The 16152-nt window shown below is 61.8% G+C and carries 17 protein-coding genes and 2 pseudogenes; 9 read left to right on the top strand and 10 right to left on the bottom strand.

What is annotated here, in order from left to right; all coding sequences use genetic code 11:
- Window positions 1-7: 7 nt before the first annotated feature.
- From JQ597_RS20285 to JQ597_RS20265, 5 genes are all read right to left on the bottom strand, one after another.
- Window positions 8-373 (bottom strand): response regulator, encoded by a 366-nt coding sequence (locus tag JQ597_RS20285; protein ID WP_192739881.1) that lies wholly within the window; start codon window positions 371-373, stop codon window positions 8-10.
- 75 nt (window positions 374-448) lie between these two features.
- Window positions 449-919: a chemotaxis protein CheW gene (locus JQ597_RS20280; RefSeq protein WP_212265984.1), complete on the bottom strand. Its 471-nt coding sequence runs from the start codon at window positions 917-919 to the stop codon at window positions 449-451.
- Window positions 920-938: 19 nt separating this feature from the next.
- Complete coding sequence (locus JQ597_RS20275; protein WP_212265983.1) at window positions 939-3713, bottom strand: hybrid sensor histidine kinase/response regulator; 2775 nt, start codon at window positions 3711-3713, stop codon at window positions 939-941.
- Between the two features lie 468 nt (window positions 3714-4181).
- Entirely contained in the window at window positions 4182-4598 is a 417-nt protein-coding gene (locus JQ597_RS20270; protein ID WP_212265982.1) for a response regulator, read from the bottom strand.
- Window positions 4599-4704: 106 nt separating this feature from the next.
- Window positions 4705-5199: a response regulator gene (locus JQ597_RS20265; protein ID WP_212265981.1), complete on the bottom strand. Its 495-nt coding sequence runs from the start codon at window positions 5197-5199 to the stop codon at window positions 4705-4707.
- A gap of 519 nt (window positions 5200-5718) precedes the next feature.
- Between JQ597_RS20265 and JQ597_RS20260 the strand changes: the two genes are divergently transcribed.
- The 3 genes from JQ597_RS20260 (at window position 5719) to JQ597_RS20250 (ending at window position 7629) form a co-directional block, all read left to right on the top strand.
- Entirely contained in the window at window positions 5719-6444 is a 726-nt protein-coding gene (locus tag JQ597_RS20260) for a Crp/Fnr family transcriptional regulator (protein WP_212265980.1), read from the top strand.
- A 298-nt stretch (window positions 6445-6742) separates the two neighbouring features.
- Window positions 6743-7135 carry a response regulator gene (locus JQ597_RS20255; RefSeq protein ID WP_192740568.1) on the top strand — a complete coding sequence of 131 codons (393 nt, stop codon included), beginning with the start codon at window positions 6743-6745 and terminating at the stop codon, window positions 7133-7135.
- Window positions 7136-7383: 248 nt separating this feature from the next.
- Complete coding sequence (locus tag JQ597_RS20250; RefSeq protein ID WP_212265979.1) at window positions 7384-7629, top strand: hypothetical protein; 246 nt, start codon at window positions 7384-7386, stop codon at window positions 7627-7629.
- Between the two features lie 172 nt (window positions 7630-7801).
- On the opposite strand, the gene JQ597_RS20245 is transcribed toward JQ597_RS20250, so the two are convergent.
- From JQ597_RS20245 to JQ597_RS20235, 3 genes are all read right to left on the bottom strand, one after another.
- Window positions 7802-8422, bottom strand: coding sequence for a response regulator transcription factor (locus JQ597_RS20245; RefSeq protein WP_212265978.1), 621 nt, complete (start codon window positions 8420-8422; stop codon window positions 7802-7804).
- Between the two features lie 764 nt (window positions 8423-9186).
- On the bottom strand, window positions 9187-9393 hold the full coding sequence (locus tag JQ597_RS20240) for a hypothetical protein (RefSeq protein WP_192740564.1): 207 nt from the start codon (window positions 9391-9393) through the stop codon (window positions 9187-9189).
- A 112-nt stretch (window positions 9394-9505) separates the two neighbouring features.
- Window positions 9506-10510, bottom strand: a complete 1005-nt coding sequence (locus tag JQ597_RS20235) for a glycoside hydrolase family 3 N-terminal domain-containing protein (RefSeq protein ID WP_212265977.1) — start codon at window positions 10508-10510, stop codon at window positions 9506-9508.
- Window positions 10511-10866: 356 nt separating this feature from the next.
- On the opposite strand from JQ597_RS20235, the gene JQ597_RS20230 reads away from it, so the two are divergent.
- The 6 genes and pseudogenes from JQ597_RS20230 to JQ597_RS37705 all read left to right on the top strand — a co-directional run.
- Window positions 10867-11889 (top strand): LLM class flavin-dependent oxidoreductase, encoded by a 1023-nt coding sequence (locus tag JQ597_RS20230; protein WP_212265976.1) that lies wholly within the window; start codon window positions 10867-10869, stop codon window positions 11887-11889.
- A gap of 185 nt (window positions 11890-12074) precedes the next feature.
- A complete protein-coding gene (greA, locus tag JQ597_RS20225) occupies window positions 12075-12557 on the top strand; it encodes a transcription elongation factor GreA (RefSeq protein ID WP_212265975.1) in 483 nt (160 codons plus the stop codon).
- A gap of 344 nt (window positions 12558-12901) precedes the next feature.
- Complete coding sequence (locus JQ597_RS20220) at window positions 12902-13942, top strand: serine hydrolase (protein ID WP_212265974.1); 1041 nt, start codon at window positions 12902-12904, stop codon at window positions 13940-13942.
- Window positions 13943-14121: 179 nt separating this feature from the next.
- Window positions 14122-14694, top strand: coding sequence for a thiamine pyrophosphate-binding protein (locus JQ597_RS20215; RefSeq protein WP_212265973.1), 573 nt, complete (start codon window positions 14122-14124; stop codon window positions 14692-14694).
- Window positions 14691-15290 (top strand): thiamine pyrophosphate-dependent enzyme, encoded by a 600-nt coding sequence (locus tag JQ597_RS20210; protein WP_212265972.1) that lies wholly within the window; start codon window positions 14691-14693, stop codon window positions 15288-15290. The genes JQ597_RS20215 and JQ597_RS20210 overlap by 4 nt, the downstream gene beginning before the upstream one ends.
- A gap of 66 nt (window positions 15291-15356) precedes the next feature.
- Window positions 15357-15545: pseudogene (locus JQ597_RS37705) on the top strand (carboxymuconolactone decarboxylase family protein); the annotation flags it as partial.
- Here JQ597_RS37705 and JQ597_RS37700 read toward each other — a convergent pair.
- Window positions 15543-15737 (bottom strand): annotated as a pseudogene (locus JQ597_RS37700) (hypothetical protein); the annotation flags it as partial. The pseudogenes JQ597_RS37705 and JQ597_RS37700 overlap by 3 nt on opposite strands.
- Window positions 15738-15809: 72 nt before the next feature.
- Complete coding sequence (locus JQ597_RS20205; RefSeq protein WP_212265971.1) at window positions 15810-16100, bottom strand: hypothetical protein; 291 nt, start codon at window positions 16098-16100, stop codon at window positions 15810-15812.
- Window positions 16101-16152: the final 52 nt, after the last annotated feature.

Genomic DNA, 16152 nt, shown 5'->3' with positions numbered 1-16152 from the left:
GGACCGATCAGATCAGGCCGACTTCCTGGAACTTCGCGGTGACGATGTCCTTGTCGAACGGCTTCATGATGTATTCGTTGGCGCCGGCGTGCAGTGCACGTGCGATGTGCGCGACGTCGTTTTCGGTGGTGCAGAACACCACCTTGGGCGCATCGCCGCCGGGCATGCGGCGCAGATTGCCGAGGAATTCATAGCCGTCCATCACGGGCATGTTCCAGTCGAGCAGGACCGCCTCGGGCATGGCGCGCTTGCAGGCGTCCAGCGCTTTCGCGCCGTCCTCGGCTTCGATGATCTGGAAATCAAGACCTTCCAGGATACGACGTGCGACCTTTCGAATGACACTGGAGTCATCGACGACGAGACATGTTCTCATTTTCGGCCTCTACTTCCATTCCCCAAAAGGGGACGTTTCCAAATGTTATGTACGCTTTCGCCTTGCTTCTGCTTCTTATGCCGCCAACAGATCCGGCACGATTTCGAGGACGCGATCGACATCGAGGACGACCATGAGCTGGCCATCGAGGCGGTGGACGCCGCCGGCGAGTTTGGCCATGCGGGGATCGAGATTGACGGGGTTTTCCTCGCGGCTGTCGTCGGGCAGCCTGAGCACCTCGCCGATCTGGTCGATCAGCAGGCCGTAGGACTCGCCGCGCAGGTCGACGCCAACCGCCATCGGCGGCTTGCCGTCGTCGTTCCGGGGCAGCCCGAGCCGGGCGCGCATGTCGACGACCGTGACGATGCGGCCGCGCAGATTGAGCACGCCGGCGATCTCGGCCGAGGACAGGGGAACGCGGGTCAGCCGCTCCGGCATGAACACGTCCTGGACGCGGGAGATCGGCAGGCCGAACAATTGCCCGCCGATCACGGCGGTGACGTATTCGACCACGGTGCCCTCAATGGTATCGGTCTTGGTTGTCATCGTGTGCGATCCTTGATTCCTACGCCGCGCGCCTGGTTTCGCCGGCGGTCTGTTCCTTCAGCGCCGCGATCAGGCCGGGACGGTCGAACTTGGCGACGTAATCGTGGAAGCCGGCCTGCCGCCCGCGCTCGATCGCCGCCGGAGAGACCATCGAGGACAGCGCGATGATCGGCATCGCGCTCAAGTGCTGGTCAGCCCGGATCGTCTCGGCAAACTCGAACCCGTTCATGTCGGGCATCTCGATGTCGGTCAGCACCACGTCGAAGGTCTGGCCCGAACGCAGCGCGGTGAGGCCTTCCTGCGCATTGGGGGCGACCCGCACCCGGTAGCCGGCGGCTTTGAGCACCGGCGCCAGCATGTTGCGGAAGAAGGCTGAGTCGTCGACCAAGAGCACCGACTGCGCGGTCACTGACGGGCGCATCTCCTTGCGGGAGAACCAGTCGGCAAACGCCATCGGGAGGAAATGACCGACGTCGATCACTTCGGTGGCCTGGCCCTTGATCACGGCCGAACCCAGAATGCCTTCACTGGAACCGGCGACCTCGATGTGCAGCCGCTCCTCGACGATGTCGATGATCTCGTCGACCACCAGCCCCATCGAGCGGCCGTCGTCGGCGAACACCAGGATCGGCTGGGCGCCCGAGGTCTGGACGTTGACCCCGGTCATCTGCACCAGCGGCATCAGCTGCTCGCGATACTGCACCATGTAGCGGCCGTTAGAGAGTTCGATCTTGTCGGTGGCGATCTCCTCCAGCCGGGTGACGAGGCCGAGCGGCACCGCCTTGGGCTGGGTCGAGCCGGCGCGGAACACCAGCAGCGAGGTCAGCTGTTCGCCGGTGTTGGCATGGGCCGCCGCGTTCTCGTCCGCCATCCCCTGGGCGGAGGAGCCGGCGGCGCCGAGCGCTTTGGCAAAGCCGTTGGGGTCGATGATCATGATCACGGCGCCATCGCCCAGGATGGTGTTGCCGGAGAACATGTCGATGTGACGCAGCTTTGTGGACATCGGCTTGACCACGATCTCTTCGGTGTGGAACACGCCGTCGACCACGATGCCGAACGTCTGGCTGCCGACCTGGGTCACCACGATAAAACCGTTCTCGGGGTCGGAGGAGGAGCCGTCGTCGATCTTGAGGAGCTTCTTCAGGTGCATCAGCGGCAGCAGCTTGTTGCGCAGCCGCAGCACCGCGGTGTCCTTGATGCGCTCGATGCGGTGTTCGGAGTTGGCGCGGGCGCGGACCAGCTCGACAACAGACAATTGGGGTATAGCAAAGCGGTCGCCGCCGGCTTCCACGATCAGGGCCGAGACGATGGCGAGCGTCAGCGGGATCTTGATGGTGACGCTTGACCCCTCGCCGGCCACCGACTTGATGTCGATGGTGCCGCCGATCTGGTCGATATTGGTGCGCACCACGTCCATGCCGACGCCGCGGCCGGAGACCGAGGTGACGGTGGCGGCGGTGGAGAAGCCCGGCGCGAAGATGAACTTGTGGATCTGGGCTTCGGTCATCTTCTCCAGTTCAGCCTCGGAGACGAGCCCGTTCTGCAGTGCCTTGGCCTTGATCCGCTCGGTGTTCAGCCCGCGGCCATTGTCGGCGATGCAGATGATGATGTGGCCGCCCTCGTGATAGGCGGAGAGGCGAATGGTGCCCTGCTCGGGCTTGCCGGAGGCGGCCCGCTCGGCCGGGGTCTCCAGGCCATGATCGGCGGAGTTGCGCACCATATGGGTGAGCGGGTCCTTGATCAGGTCGAGCACCTGGCGGTCGAGTTCGGTGTCGGCGCCGTGCATCTCGAGTTCAATCTGCTTGCCGAGTTCGCCGGAGAGATCGCGGACGATCCTTGGCAGCTTCTGCCAGGCATTGCCGATCGGCTGCATCCGCGTCTTCATGACGCCTTCCTGCAGTTCGGCGGTGACGTTGGAGAGGCGCTGCAGCGGCACCTTGAACTCGGTGTCCTCGTTGCGGCGGGAGATCTCCAACAGCTGGTTGCGGGTCAGCACCAGCTCGGAGACCATGGTCATCAGGTGTTCCAGCGTGTCCACGTTGACGCGGATCGACTGGTTGGCGATCTTGTTGGCTTCCTGCACGTCGCCGACATCGGAGGCGGCGGCCGCCTTGCGGACCGGTTTTGCCTTTACTTCCTTTGCCGCCTGCGGCGCAGGGGCGGCTTCCGGCGCCGCGGGAGCCGCGGCTTTGGCAGCAACTGCGGGCGCGGGTACGACTTCGATCGCGGTCTCGCGGAAGGCGCGTTCGAGATCGTCGAGCGAGACTTCGCCCGGACGCAGCGGCCGTTCCAGCACCTGATCCACCAGCGTGCCCTTGGCAACCTCTTGTGTCTTCGCGGGCTGTATAGGGGGCGCGGCCACGACCAGCGCCGGCGCTTCCACGGAGGCGACTTCGGCGTCAGCGTGCGCGTCGTGCGCCCCGCCTTCCGCCAACAGATGCAGCTTCTCGATCAGGTCCTCGTCGCTGCCTTCCGGCTCGTTCTCGGTCGCTTCGAGACCTGCGAGGATTTCCTTGATGCGGTCGATCGAGGACAGGATCAGCGTGACGGCGCCGGCGGTGACCGGCATGCCGTCGCGGAATTTGCCCATCAGGGTCTCGCCGGCATGGGCCAGCGCTTCCAGCCTCGGCAGGCCGAGGAAGCCGCAGGTGCCCTTGATCGTGTGTACCAGGCGAAAGATGTTATCCAGAATCTTCGCATCGCTCGGATCCTGCTCGAACCGCACCAACTGATTGTCGACCGTATCCAGGCTCTCGTTGGTCTCTGTCAGGAATTCCCGCAAAAGATCATCCATCAGAGCGCGCCCTTCAACTATCGATGTAACGGTCGTCTGTTAGGCATAGCCTTTCTGATTTCACGACCACGTTAATTTCACTGTCCGTGTAAATACGGATAACCCAAATAAATTGTCGTAAAATGCTGCACAGATAGCGCGATTGCACCGGCAAAACGCCGTTGGCTGGCGCCTTGAAAATCCGCCGGCGGTTAGCCACGGAATCCGGCTGATGATTTCATGGACGAGGAGCCGCTTGGCCGGCTTAGACCGGCAAAGCGGCATTATCATTTCTGGTAAACAGACTCCTACCAATGCTGCAGCTGGTTCGAATGTCGGCTTTGCGTCCAAGCTGCGCCCTCTCGATCAGTTCTGCGATGGTTCTCGGATATGAGGCGAACCAGCATCCCCGACGGGGTCCAATCGACCCGGCAATGGCAGCGTAGACATCATCGCGATCGCGACCTGAAATTGCCGCATCCGAAAGCGCTATCTGGATTCGGCGACGCCCGCATAGCGTGCCCGCGCTTCGGAGAGGCATTCGTCAATCACCGCCAGCAGCGCCGCCGGCGTGAACGGCTTGCGCAGGCAGCGCGCCGCGCCGAGTTCGAGCGCCATTCGCAGAAAATCCGGCGCCGGCGATTCAAGATTCGCAAACGCATATCCCGACATCGCGACCAGCGGAATCGCCGGCGCGCGCTCGTGGAATATCCGGATCGATTCGAAACCGCGCATATGCGGCATGAAGATATCGACGATCATCAGGTCGAAGCTGGCGTCTTCGAGAGCGCGAAGCCCGGCTTCGCCGCCATTGGCTATCGTCACTTCGAAGCCGTGACGCTCCAGATAGATTTCAATGGCCGTGCAGACCATTGAATCGTCATCGACAACCAGTACCCGTGTCATTTCAGCCCCCGAAGCAAGATATCTGCTTTCAATCGCTCCTCAGTCGCAATGGGTGCCCGCCACCCTTTTCTGGTTCGACGCAAAGTTGTTACGTCTTGCTGGCAGCTCAGCCCGTAGCGATCCTCTCTTTCGAAGTATCTAACGATGTCGTTGCGCCTTGCAGTTCCGACGGCGCGGTTGTGACCGCGGCAAGGGTTGCGGCGTGTCTTCGGTGCGGCTCGGCTTCCGACAGACATTCGTCGATCACGCTGAGCAACGTCGCCGGCCGGAAGGGTTTGTGCAGGCACTTGGTCGCACCGAGGCTGAGAGCCATTTTTAGGCAAGCAACATTGTCCGTTTCCGGACCGGAGAACGCGTAACCGGAAATTGCGATCAACGGTACCGTAAGGGCGCGCTGGTGAAATATCCTGATCGACTCGAAACCGCGCATGTTCGGCATGAAAATATCGACGATCATCAGGTCGAACGTTGCGTCGTCGAGCGCCGCGAGGCCGTTGGGCCCGCCGTCCGCGATCGCGACCCTGAAACCGCAGTGCTTGAGCCAGGCGCGCATAGCAAGGCGGGTATGAAGGTCGTCATCGACAACCAGAATACGACGCATGACGGCCTCCTCCGCCGTATCGGACGCGCTGCAAGAAGACACAAAACGACAAGCCCGCCCGACAGGACACGCCTGGCCAGGCACCCCAACAGCGCATCAAGGCTTCTCCGCGAGCAGTTTTGCCTTGCGAATCAGCGCGCTATTCGCAATTCCGTCGCAAATTGGCGAGTCTGTCTGCCCTCCACAGTGTATAGGGTGGGTTCCACAACCTTTGGGTCATCGGGCCAGCGGAGTTCCATCCGTGCCTCGAGACCTTCGAACTGCCAAGGGGCCGTCCCGAGCAAGGCCGGCGCGCCTCTGCCGCAGGCCTACCTGCCTCACAGGGCTCCAAAGCTACCCGACGGGAGGTACGGAATCGTGAGCCGCGACGGCTTTGCCGCCGTCAGAGTGCGGCTATTTGCCGATATTTCCCGCCGGCGATTCATGGCAAGATGAACGGACATTTTTGACGGCGGATATTGCATATTTTTGGTGCCTGGCACCCTGAGACCGGCTTTGACCGTAAGGCAGGAGACTGCTTTGGATTCAGCCCCTCGTTCCCCGAATGGATTTTTGTCCTCGCTGACTGCGGACGATTTTGAACTGATCCGCCCGCATTTGCGCTCCGCCGACCTCACCCAGGACTTGGTGCTGGTGGAAGTCGACGAGACGCTCAAGCGCGCCTACCTGCCGCACCGAGGCGTGATCTCGCTCGTGGTCAAGCTCGCGCGAGGCGAGCACGTTCAGATCGCGATGGTCGGCCGCGACAGCATCTTCGGCGCATTCTCCGCCCTCGGCGATCCAACCGCGCTGAACAGCGCGCTGGTGCTGGTCCCCGGCGTGGCCTCGACGATCGACCTCGATCAGCTTCGGGCGGCTGCCGACCAGAGCGTGACGCTCCGCACTTTGCTGGCACGGCACGGATTGGCGGTCTACGCGCAAATCCAGCAGACTGCGGGCTGCAACGCCTCGCACACGGTAGAGTCCCGCCTGGCGCGCTGCCTGTTACATACCCGCGACCTGTCCGGCAGCGACAAGCTCGTGCTGACCCAGGAAGCGATGGCACAGATGATCGGCGCGCGCCGCAACAGCGTTTCGCTGGTGGCCAACACACTGCAGCAGGCGAATTTCATCCATTACAGCCGCGGACATATCGAGATCACCAATCTGGACGGCCTGATCAGGACCTCCTGCGAGTGCTACGCGACGGTCAAGACCCAGTACGACCGCCTGCTGCATCCGCGCATCCATTGCGCGGCAGCGTGACCCCTCGGCCGCTGTCCATGGGCGGGCGGGTGCCCGAACCCATTGATAGTCGCCGGCCCGGCGATGCGCGTGAAGATTGCGCCCTGCGATCCGGCCCGCGGGAACTCACCGTATAATTACGGCCGGCTTGGCATTTGCCCGGGATTTATTCGGCCGGGAATTAACGCGCTGTTCAATGACCCCTGATACTTGTCACGGTGCTGACGGGTGCAGGTTCGGGAAAGAGCATCGAGACGATTTCGAATGCCACGCGAGTTCACCCGTGTTCGGCGGTTTGCTAGCTGCGCGGAGTAAAGACATGGCTTTTGATTTGTCGATGCCGATCCTGGTGGTCGATGACTACAGCACCATGATCCGCATCATCCGCAACCTCCTCAAGCAGCTCGGATTCGAGAACGTCGACGATGCCAGCGACGGCTCGGCGGCGCTCGCCAAGATGCAGGGCAAGCGATACGGCCTCGTGATCTCCGACTGGAACATGGAGCCCATGACGGGCTACGACCTGCTGAAGGAAGTCCGCGCGAGCCCGGAATTCTCAAACACGCCCTTCATCATGATAACAGCGGAATCGAAGACAGAGAACGTCATCGCCGCGAAGAAGGCCGGCGTCAGCAACTACATCGTCAAGCCGTTCAACGCGGCGACGCTGAAGACCAAGATGGAAGCCGTGTTCCCCAGCGCGGCCGAATAGCATCGTGCCCGGGCGCGCCGCACCAGGCTGAAGGCCGCCATCCATCGCCGCCCCGCCTTCTATCCTCGCGACCATCAGACGCAGAGCGGGATCGGCGAACGCCGAGGCGGCATCCGACCTGTTTCGCCGTGTCCGGACGGGACGGCCCCGCGCGCCGCACTCGCGGCTTGCCGTACTACTACGGTTTGCGATTTTCACAGACGGATAACGTTGAATCGCGATAGTCGCGTGGACCAAGGAGCCCCCTCATGTTCACGTTCGAAACGAGCGATCAGAAAGAAGTGCGGCGTTTTCGTATCGCCCAGTTCAACGGCAGAACCGCAACCTTCCGCTCGGCCGGCTCGGCCGTCACCGGCCACGTTCGATCGATCGTGGAAAGCAAGTCGAGTGTTCCGGCGGCCTGGGTGATCACCATCATCCCGGAAGAGCCAAAACCTGTTATCGCGACCCGGCCCGCGCCCCGTATGCGCTCTTTCGCGGAAGACTTCTGCTGAGCGGCAACCTGGCGCGATCTTCTCGGAAAGCGGGCTCCCGCTGTTCCGGATCACGCCCTGGTCCGGCCTCGTCGGCCCTGTCGCGTTACAATCGGCCTTTGTGAGCTTGCAGCATTGCGGCGCTTTCACTGCAGGCGCAGTGCGCTTCGCCTTCATTTTTGAGCAAATGAAATCAGGCTGGCTGCAACAACGCCTTGCGGACGAGATCCGCGGTGTTGCGGGCGCCGAGCTTGCGCATGGCCTCGGCGCGATGGCTCTCGAACGTCCTCGGGCTGATGTTCATCCGCAAGGCGCCTTGCTTGTTGGAGCAGCCTTCACTGATCAGGCTCAGCACCTCGCGCTCGCGCTTGGTCAGCGGCTTCTGACCGGACTCCGAGGCGAACATCACCCCCGGCGTGCGACCGCCATCCTTGGTGCGGCTGGCCTGGCTCTCCCGCCCCTGCTTGCGATCGGATTCGGAAGCAAAGGCGGGATGCTTGTCCGACATCTGCTTCACCACGACGCAGACGCGTTCGAGTTGTTGAACCGCGTTGTCCACGACCTGTTGCAGGTATACGCGATTGCCGGGCGCCTCGGAGAACTGGTGGCTGTGCTGCTTGATCTCGTTCATGTAGAGCAGCAGCGCCGTCAGCGGCCCGTTCAACTGGCGAGCGATCGACGCTTCCGCTTCTTCCGTTGCGCGAGCGCGCGCGACGGACAATTGGACGATTTCAAGATTGCTCTCGAGAGGCGTGACGGTTTCCATCCACTTCGGGAAGTGCGAATCACCGGCTCGATGGTCTTGCTGCGACATATAACTAATTTATCGATTCCATTGCCGCCGGTGGTTAATTTTTTAACCAGTAAGAATACGGGGAACCGGCAAGTGGACCGGAAACTGAACCAACGGGAAGGGTTTTGGCCTTCAATCGAGGAAGTAGGATGTCACCAGGTCAGGACTCCGTAGTTTTACGGCCCGTAGAAATGCGTTGGCCCCGCGCCTAATCCCTCATAATTCCGCCTTATGAGTATTTGCTTCTCTAATGCATTCAATTTGATTCGTTATGGTCCCCGTCCGCCGGACTATTTAAACCCAGGCAGCCACGCGGCAACGCAACAAGCCGCGTGTGACGGACCTCACCGGCAATTCATAGGCGCGGCTTCCATGAAATAATCGACCCGTTTCCGTTACGACGGATCGGACGTAGCCTCGACGCGGGTCAGTTGCGCGGGAGCCTCAGGAACTTTTCGAGGAAGCGTCCCGAGGCAACGAGCCTGAACCACCAATATGCTATCCGCCGCGTTGTCATGCGCCGTCGTTAACGCCCGTGCCGGCACCCGCGTGTGACTTGCTTCACAAAGAGCCGTAGAAACACTGTGATCGCAGGCGACCACGGCTTCACCGATTTGCGAGGTGCAGGTCCCGGCGGCCGCGCGATGACCGACGCGCGACATCAACAATAACGAAATCAAGAGAAGGCAAGACGGCGATGCCGACATCGCCGCGCACGGCAAGGCGATGCGGGCGCGCGCCAACCGTCCAAACAAGCTTCCGTCCAAATGAAGAATGGCGGCGGATCAGCCAAGCCGGCTGATCTGCTCCTCGGTCACGACGCGCTCGACGTTTTCGGTCTTGCTCTTGATGCGGTAGCGCGGGCGGCCGTCGGCTTCGATCGGCAGGCAGGTGACGATGGTGTAGATGCTGCGTTCCTTGACGGTGGCGCGGCCCTGCGGCCCCTGCAGCTGGTGGTGCACGTCGTCATTGATTGCGTAATTGTGGGCCATCGCCTGTCTTCCCGTTGGAAAAAAGGCTTGTAGTCTCAACGGTCTCGCAAGGCAACCCGCCATTGGCGGGGAACCGGCGCGCCGGTACGCATAGCGCAGTCTCCGGGGCCCGTCAGGCAGCCAAAAGCGCCTTTCGCCGGGCTACCCGGGCGATCGAACCCCTAATGGCGGAACCCACCAGGGCCCCCTCGTGCAGGCCCTGTTCAATGGACTGGGCGATTCCGGCCATTTCCCGCTCCTGATCGAACAGATTGTTGCCGATGCAGAGCATGTCGATACCGGCCCTCAGCGATTGAAGGCTGGCCTGCCTGGTGCCCAACGCCTTCTGCAGACCCTGCATTTGCATGTCGTCGGTGATCAGGAGCGTATCGGGAAGCCGCTGGCGCAACCGGGCAAGGCCAGCGGCAGACAGGGTCATCGGATTGTCGCGGTCCCATTGCCTGACGATGGCGTGGCTGACCAGCACGGCATCGCCGAACATTTTCGGCGCCAGCGAATAGAACAGCTCTTCCTGCTCGGTGCGCAAACTGTCGGAAATGTCCATGAACTCCTGATGCGAGTCCACCACCGCGCCGCCGATGCCGGGGAAATGCTTCAGACAAAGCCCGATGCCCGTCTCGCGCGCGACCTCGCTCACCAGCAGCGCATTGGCCTCCACCTCGCCGATATCGGCGGACCAGGAACGCTTGATTTTGCCGATGTTCGGATTGTCGGGATTGTAATCGACGTCGATGACGGGCGCGAAGTCGTAGTGAATGCCGAGGCGGCGCATTTCGGCGAAACTGGCGGCGAGTACTTCCCGCTTCTCGCTCAAGGCGAGATGGTTGAATTCCTTCGCGCTCGGCAGCGGTTTGAACCCCTTGCTCTCCTTGAGCCGCCGCACCAGCCCGCCCTCCTGGTCGATGAACACCATCGGGCGCGACGGCAGGCAGGAAATCTCTTCACAGAGAGACTGCACCTGCTCCGGCGATTCAATGTTGTTGTCGTATTTCTGCGTTTGGCAGGAATAGTCGAACAGGATCACGCCGCCCAAGCCGTAGTTGGTTGCAAATTCCCGCAGCCATGCCGGGATGGTTTTGCCGAAGAAGCCGAGAATGAAGAGTTCGCCGACGGGCATGCTGGCTGTCCTGATCACCGTTTCAGCGTGCCGAAAAAAAGTTTCAATGGTCGACTGGGCTTGTCCCGGAATCCTGTACCATCCAAGGACACTTTCGGTCCAGCCTGCGAGCTGGCACTTCCATCATTGTTCACCTGGCCTCTGTTCGTGGTGCTGCGCGAAGGGGCCGCGCTCAACGACGCGATCGAAGGCGGACCATCGCCGGTTTGTCGAAGTTCTGCATTGCGCCGAAAGCGATCGTCCGCCGAAGATCGGCATCGCCCCTCACGACCGCGAACGATTCCACGTTCGGTGCAAGGGCAGTCCCGCTCACAGTAAGCGGTGGCAAATCGACAGGGAGAGCCTAGATAGGCTGCATGAAAAGCATAGGATTCCTTTCGTTCGGGCACTGGACGCCCTCTACGCAATCGCAGACCCGCTCGGCGGCGGACGCGCTGCTGCAATCGATCGATCTGGCCATCGCGGCTGAGGAATTGGGCGCCGACGGCGCCTATTTTCGCGTTCATCACTTCGCCCGCCAACTCGCCTCGCCTTTCCCGTTGCTGGCAGCGGTCGGCGCGAAAACCAGCCGCATCGAGATCGGCACGGCCGTTATCGACATGCGCTATGAGAACCCGCTCTACATGGCCGAAGACGCCGGCGCGGCCGATCTCATCTCGGGCGGGCGCCTGCAACTTGGTATTAGCCGAGGATCGCCCGAACAGGTCATCGATGGATGGCGGTATTTCGGCTATCAACCGGCCGAAGGCGAGACCGAAGCCGACATGGGCCGGCGTCATGCCAAGGTCTTTCTCGACGTGCTGCGCGGCCATGGCTTCGCGCAGCCCAATCCACGTCCGATGTTTCCAAATCCGCCGGGGTTGCTGCGTCTTGAACCGCATTCCCAAGGACTGCGTGATCGCATCTGGTGGGGAGCCGGCTCGAACGCCACGGCAATATGGGCAGCGAAGCTGGGCATGAACCTGCAGAGTTCGACGCTCAAGAACGACGAAACCGGCGAGGCTTTCCACATCCAGCAGGCTGCCCAGATCAGGGCCTATCGCTCGGCGTGGAAGGAGGCAGGCCATGCGCGCGAGCCACGGGTGTCCGTCAGCCGCAGCATCATCGCCATCATGGGTGATCGTGATCGCGCTTACTTCGGCCGCGGTAGAGACGAGGATGACCAGATCGGCTTCATCTCTCCGGAGACCCAGGCGATCTTCGGCCGCAGCTATGCTGCCGAGCCGGACGTCCTGATCGAGCAGCTGAGGAAGGACGAGGCGATCAATGAGGCCGACACGTTACTGTTGACCGTCCCGAACCAGCTCGGCGTTGCCTACAATGCCCATGTCATTGAATCGATTCTGACGCACGTGGCTCCCGCTCTCGGGTGGCGCTAAGGGCTGTTGGGATGTTTCCACGGCTGGCATCCGCTTCGCGCCAGGATCGAGCGACCTCCAGAAGAAGCGGTACCCCAAAATAGGCAACCAGGTTCCATCCGCTCCGCGATATGTGATACGCAAAAACCGCCGAGCGTTGTGTTACAATTCCATCTCCTGGCATATCCCCTCGAAAGGAGGCCGAGTTGAGCGTTGCCTTCACCAAGGAAGACAGTGCCGAAACCGCATCGGAGACGCTGCTACCCGACCGCCCGATCTCTGCTCATCCGAACCTGGTTACGGAAGCGGGATTGAAGGCGCTCGAGTTTCAACTGCAACAGGCTCGCGAGGCGTACGAGACGGCGCAGCAGATCGAAGACGTGAACGAGCGGCGGCGGCAAGCGGCGACCCCGTTGCGCGATGCGCGCTATTTTGCGGCGAGAGTTCGGACGGCCCAGCTCATCACCCCTCCTGCGTCGACCGATACTGTTGCGTTCGGGAGCACGGTGACCTTCAGGCGCGAGGATGGGCGCGTGCAGAAGTATCATATCGTGGGAGAGGACGAAGCGGACCCGAAGGCCGGCTCCATTTCCTTCGTGTCTCCGGTGGCAAAGTCCCTGATGGGCAAAGCTGTCGGCGATGTCGTCGGCGTATCCGGTCACGAGCTCGAGATCATTGCGATCTCTTAAACCCCACCGCACAAGACGCAGCCGATGCGTGGAGCGCAGCGTCTTGTGAGCTTATGGTCGACCGCGACGGTGAGGCTGCGCAGGACGTCCCGCGTTGCGCGAGAGCGCTCGACGCAGCAGGTCCGCAGGCCGGCGGAATTCGACCACTTCACAGCAAGTTGACGGCCGCTTCCCGATAAGCGCCGGAATCGTGCAGGTAAGAAGGTCCTTCGGCGTCAACGAGACGATGGCTCAGTATGGTGACAAGTTCCATGCGCTGGTGGCGATATCGTCGATCGACAGGCCTGATCATTTTCCCCGTTCTGCTACTCGCGCTGGCGGGCGGGTCGGTTGCGGATATTGGTATGGACGCCAAAATTCAGCACATCGTCACGGCCTATCTGGCGCCGGAGACCGTGGGGAAGCCGGGCGGTCTCGCTGTGGCCGTCTACGCTGCGGGTCACACCGAGTTTTTCAACTACGGCGTCGCCGACGAATCGACAAAGCAGCCGATCACTTCAGACACGTTGTTCAACGTAGCGTCAGTGCGCAAACCGTTTGAAGCAATCCTGGTCGCGCTGGGTACGCTTCGCGGCGAACTCCGTCTCGATGACCCCGTGAGCAGGTATGTCCCCGAGCTGCGCGGCGACTACATCAAAGGCGTGACGATCGGTGAACTGGCAACGCATGCGTCCGGACTCCTGCTGCCGACCGATCACCCGCCATGGCCGAACGATTCGTTTACGCTGCCGCAGTTCTTCAAGGCGCTCAACGCATGGACGCCGCAATCAGGCGAGCAGCCGGGCAAGCAGCGCATCTACACGCATGCGGGGTATGTGCTGCTTCAGCTCGCGCTCGAACGTCGCTACCGTCGACCTATCGGTGATCTTATCGAGGCACGTATCCTGAAACCGCTCGGCATGAACCAGACATTCCTCCCCGAGCGCGGGCCGGACCACCGCGCCATCATGGCTCCGGAGCTGATGAAACGTGTCGTGCAGGGCTACTCCGATACGGGCATGGCGATTGGTCCACGTGGAGATCAGCAGAGTTACTACGATTTCCCGGGGACTGGCCAGATGTTCACCTCGGCGCGCGACCTGGCCACCTTTCTGGCTGCCTTCATCGATGGCGAGGCGATCGATCCGCAGTTGCGGCAAGCGTTGCAGATGACGCAGCGTGAGGCATTTCACGTGACCGAGAAGTTCGGACAGGCGATGGCCTGGGAAAACATCCACTTGAACGACGAGGTCGTCGTCGACAAGCCGGGCGGACTTAACAACGCCTCGGCCTATGTCGGCCTGGTGCCGGCACACAAGACCGGCATCGTCCTGCTCGCCAACCGCGGCGAGTTTCCGCATGAGATCGCCCGCTACCACGTGCTGCCGGAGTTGGCGCGAGAATGAGAAGAACAGCGACGATTCGCCAGTGGTGATCATAAGTCACCGGGCCTGTCGCGCGTCCGGCAGCTCTTCAATTCTGCAATAGAAGCCATATCGATTTTTGACCTTCTTTTCGAAACGGCGGCGTACTATCCCTCAACGGGGTTCGTTCGAGCCCGATAAAAAAAGGGGGGAGCTTCTCCATGGCGGATCCGCAGAAACAAGAGCCGGCCCGAAACGAGCCGGTCGCACTGCCGACCTGGCCCGATGAAGTGTACCGCGTCCTCAAGGACGCTGACGTGCGCCAGGTCGGAATGGTGCCGGATGCAGGCCACAGCCGCCTCATCCGCGCATTCGAGGCGGATCCTCAAGCCCGCGTCATCACCCTGACCACCGAAGAGGAAGGGATCGCCATGCTGGCAGGTGCCTGGCTCGGCGGAGAACGGGGCGTCCTGCTGCTGCAATCGAGCGGCGTCGGCAATTGCATCAACATGCTGTCGCTGCCGATGATCTGCCGCATGCCGCTCTTGATGCTGGTGACGATGCGCGGCGAATGGGGGGAGTTCAACCCGTGGCAGGTCCCGATGGGCCAGGGCACCAGGGCCGTGCTCGAAGCCATGGGCGTGATCGTGACCCGCGCCGATGAGCCGCATCTGGTCGCCTCGACCGTTTCCGGCGCGGCCAACCTTGCCTTCAACACCTGGCGGCCTGCCGCCGTCCTGATCGGACAGCGCGTGCTCGGTGCCAAGAATTTCAAGGAGCTTGCCCGCAAATGAACGTTCCCAACGAACTGCTGCATCGCCGCGACGTCGTCAATGAATTGCTGCGCGACCGGAGCGATCTCCTGGTCGTTGCCGGGCTCGGCGCTCCCAACTGGGATATCTCGGCTGCGGGCGACAGCCCGAACAACTTCCCGCTCTGGGGCGCGATGGGCGCGGCCGCCATGATGGGCTTTGGTCTCGCTATCGCGCAGCCCAAGCGCCGCGTGCTCGTCATCACCGGCGACGGCGAAATGCTGATGAGCCTCGGCGCGCTTGCCACGATCGCCGTGCAAAACCCTCCTAACCTCACTATCGCCGTGCTCGACAACGAGCGCTTCGGTGAGACCGGAATGCAGAAGACGCATACGGCAGGCGGTGTCGACCTCGCCGGGATAGCTGCGGCCGCCGGCTTCAGGACATCGCGGATCGTCAGGACCATGGCTGAGGTGACCGAGATCCGCGAGCTGGCGCACCATGGAAACGGGCCCGTGTTCGCGCAGGTCAAGATCAATCCGGAAGCACTTTACTTCGTGCTGCCGCCCGCCGACGGCGGCATCCTCACTACCCGCTTCAGGCAATCCGTCCTCGGTGAAAGCTCGCTCTATAATTGACGCAAATATTCGACAATAGCCAAGCCCACACCCATCGGGACCATCGAACCAAGGAGAAGGAACACCATGAGCGAGAACGCACAATTCGAAAAAGGCCTTGAGGTCCGGCGCGCCGTGTAGGGCGCCGAGTATGTCGACGGAAGCCTTGCCAAGGCTGACGACTTCATGATGGCCTTTCAGCGCATCACCACGGAATGGTGTTGGGGTTACGCGTGGACGCGAGACGGTCTGAACCGCAAGACGCGAAGCATGCTCAGAGGCGGCGGCCTTGTCGAGATCGATCAGGCGTGGATCGGAGGTCGGGACCTGAACGCCCTTGTACCCTAGTCCTGCCGCCCAGCCGCAGATGGCATCGAAGCTGTCAAACGGCTGATCATCGCCGATGAACTGCGCCGGAAAAATTGCGGACCCCTTCATGGTGGCCGGCCGGATGGTCGTCGCTGACATGTCATCTTCTCCGGTTCAGACGGCTGCGCCACGCAGATAGGACGCCGCGTCATTGTCCGACATGCCGGCCGTTCAATACGCGAGACGATCTTGATGGTCCGGGATGGCCTTGCCGAAGAGGCCGAGAATGAAGAGTTCGCCGGCGGCGCATAGCTGGCAGTCCTGCATACTTTTCAATGAACGCATCGCAACGGACGCAGATTTACGATCCCGCAGCGCGATGCGCTCAAGGTTTGTACGTAACGTCGCACCTCTCGAAAAAGAGAGGGCGCAGGGAATGCCGGATGCGCGCTGCACCCGCGGTCTCGTGTGCGAATAGTGCAAAGAAAGCTGCACACGAGCATACAGGGCAGCGGAGAACATCCGACATTCCCTGCGCAGTGGCTTTACGGCTTATGACGCGCTCTCCCCGGTG

Origin of the sequence: Bradyrhizobium sp. AUGA SZCCT0177 (assembly GCF_018130125.1) — a bacterium.
Lineage (GTDB): Bacteria > Pseudomonadota > Alphaproteobacteria > Rhizobiales > Xanthobacteraceae > Bradyrhizobium.
Note: the sequence above shows the minus strand (reverse complement) of the source record. Positions and strands in the feature narration are given on the sequence as shown.

Excerpts from the sequence above, each read along its gene's own strand:
- JQ597_RS20245 (WP_212265978.1), bottom strand. The coding sequence starts at position 8,422 with ATGTCGCAGCAAGACCATCGAGCCGGTGATTCGCACTTCCCGAAGTGG.
- JQ597_RS20275 (WP_212265983.1), bottom strand. The coding sequence starts at position 3,713 with ATGGATGATCTTTTGCGGGAATTCCTGACAGAGACCAACGAGAGCCTG.
- JQ597_RS20265 (WP_212265981.1), bottom strand. The coding sequence starts at position 5,199 with ATGCGTCGTATTCTGGTTGTCGATGACGACCTTCATACCCGCCTTGCT.
- JQ597_RS20210 (WP_212265972.1), top strand. The coding sequence starts at position 14,691 with ATGAACGTTCCCAACGAACTGCTGCATCGCCGCGACGTCGTCAATGAA.
- JQ597_RS20220 (WP_212265974.1), top strand. The coding sequence starts at position 12,902 with ATGGACGCCAAAATTCAGCACATCGTCACGGCCTATCTGGCGCCGGAG.
- JQ597_RS20230 (WP_212265976.1), top strand. The coding sequence starts at position 10,867 with ATGAAAAGCATAGGATTCCTTTCGTTCGGGCACTGGACGCCCTCTACG.
- JQ597_RS20215 (WP_212265973.1), top strand. The coding sequence starts at position 14,122 with ATGGCGGATCCGCAGAAACAAGAGCCGGCCCGAAACGAGCCGGTCGCA.
- JQ597_RS20235 (WP_212265977.1), bottom strand. The coding sequence starts at position 10,510 with ATGCCCGTCGGCGAACTCTTCATTCTCGGCTTCTTCGGCAAAACCATC.
- JQ597_RS20240 (WP_192740564.1), bottom strand. The coding sequence starts at position 9,393 with ATGGCCCACAATTACGCAATCAATGACGACGTGCACCACCAGCTGCAG.
- JQ597_RS20255 (WP_192740568.1), top strand. The coding sequence starts at position 6,743 with ATGGCTTTTGATTTGTCGATGCCGATCCTGGTGGTCGATGACTACAGC.
- JQ597_RS20270 (WP_212265982.1), bottom strand. The coding sequence starts at position 4,598 with ATGACACGGGTACTGGTTGTCGATGACGATTCAATGGTCTGCACGGCC.
- JQ597_RS20250 (WP_212265979.1), top strand. The coding sequence starts at position 7,384 with ATGTTCACGTTCGAAACGAGCGATCAGAAAGAAGTGCGGCGTTTTCGT.
- JQ597_RS20205 (WP_212265971.1), bottom strand. The coding sequence starts at position 16,100 with ATGTTCTCCGCTGCCCTGTATGCTCGTGTGCAGCTTTCTTTGCACTAT.
- JQ597_RS20280 (WP_212265984.1), bottom strand. The coding sequence starts at position 919 with ATGACAACCAAGACCGATACCATTGAGGGCACCGTGGTCGAATACGTC.
- JQ597_RS20285 (WP_192739881.1), bottom strand. The coding sequence starts at position 373 with ATGAGAACATGTCTCGTCGTCGATGACTCCAGTGTCATTCGAAAGGTC.